Genomic DNA, 1,864 nt, shown 5'->3' with positions numbered 1-1,864 from the left:
CCTGTCCCTTCGGCCTCCCAGCCGGTATTGCCAAGCTCGAAATGGGGCTGATCCACCACCCCCACCAGATCCACATGAAGGGTCTGGGAGCCCGTCTCCTTTTCGTTCACCACGGTATGGGTCTGGCCGTTCGCATCGGTCAAGGTCGCCGTGTCTTTCACCACCCCCTTGATGGTCAGGTCGAAATCGACGTTGCTGTTTTTCGGCGGTTGCAGCTTGAGTTCGCCAATCCGATCAAAAGGAACCTCATAGTAACCGGCTATGTTCTGTGCAACGGCGGAACCACCCAGCAACAAGGTTGCACCGTCAGGCAGGCCACTGATGCGGACAAACATCTGCTCGGAGCCATCGAGTTTGTCACCCAGATGAGCAAGGGCAATCTTGCTGCCCAGATCGAGCAGGGTGTCTTCCTTGCCCTGAATGTCACGCACGGTGAGCTTGGCGTCATCGGCCACCGGATTGACGTTGATCACCAGATCAATCTTGTCTCCCTGCGCCGTACCCTGACCCTGAGCGATCGGGTTCTTCTCGGTGCTGATCGGCGTCACCGACAGCTTGATGTCACCACTGAAATCCTTGCCCGGAACCACAGTCACCTTGTTGATGTCGCCGGCCAAAACGGTGTAGATGCCACTGTTATTTGGCTTGAGCTCAGCACCGTCGAGCATCAGGGTTCCCTTGCCCGCTTCCAGCTTGATCTGATAGGTCAACGTCTCGGATCTGTCGGTATCAGTCAGGCTCGCCTTGACGTCCAGCTTGATACCCATGCTGTCTTCATTGGTGTCATAGTGGCGAGTGGTGTTGGCTGTGTTCCACATCGGCTTGTCGGCCACGCCGCGCACTGTCACAGCCAGATCGCCCGTTACAGCCGCAGGTTCCGCCCCTTCGGTGACACCGACCTGCAGTTGCACCTGGAAGTGCAGCGGCTGACCGCCATTGCTCCAGCTCGACCAGTTGCTTGAAGGCACAAAGGTCACCCCCTGAGTGGTGTAATGAACATTATCACTGGTCACCATGGCCGCTGGCGGCACGATAAACCACTTGCCATCAGCCGTAGTGGTCAGCGCTACGCCGTTGTAATAGAAGGTGCCATGGGCATTGGCAGGCGCCTGGATAAGCAACTGATCCACATGCTCACCGCGATCGAAATCGCCAATATCGAGCTGCATGTTGATAGGGATACCCAGCCTCGGGTCTTGCGCCCCCTGATCTTCGTTACCAATGGCTGCGCTAACGGTAAAACGCACCGCTTCATCCTGCAGATTGAGGGTCAGGGTGCTGTCTGCACGATCGCCATCGCCATCGACCAGATGGGCTGTCACCACCTGACTGAGCTGACTTGCATCGTGATTGAAACCGGCCGCAGGCTTGAAGGAGTAGGAGCCGTCGGCAGAGATGGTCAGGGTTCCCATCACCTGCTTGCCATCGGGGCTCATCACATCTTGTATCAAAGAGCCATTGATGGCGTACGTCTGGCCATTGATGGTGATCGACTCGACACGGGCACCATCCGCACCTTCATTGGCGGTCGGCAGCAGATCGCCGGTCACGGTACTGCTCCCCTCGCTCAGGGTATGAGCCAGCACAGTGCCGATAGGCATGTCATCTTGTACAGTCACGGTCACACTGACGTTCGGACTGCGATCGCCATCATGATCGGTGACAAACAGCGGCACTTCGATGGTCAACTCATCCTTGCCCTGTGCACCGTGATCAAGCTGGCCAACCAGATGGACGCTGTAACTGCCGTTAACATCGAGGTGGACCCAGAAAACGGGCTTGCCCCCCTCGGCCGTAGCCAGATACCAGCCGGTGCTGTGTGCAGCCAGCGTAACCGCTTTGCCACCCGACGTGAGGTGATTGG

At 57.6% G+C, this 1,864-nt stretch carries 1 protein-coding gene; it reads right to left on the bottom strand.

The features are described from left to right. Positions 1-1,864: T1SS-143 repeat domain-containing protein (locus AACS18_RS16070; protein WP_445206801.1), on the bottom strand; the 1,864-nt coding region annotated here is incomplete at both ends.

It is taken from the genome of Aeromonas sp. HMWF015 (assembly GCF_963878965.1).
Lineage (GTDB): Bacteria > Pseudomonadota > Gammaproteobacteria > Enterobacterales > Aeromonadaceae > Aeromonas > Aeromonas veronii.
Note: the sequence above shows the minus strand (reverse complement) of the source record. Positions and strands in the feature narration are given on the sequence as shown.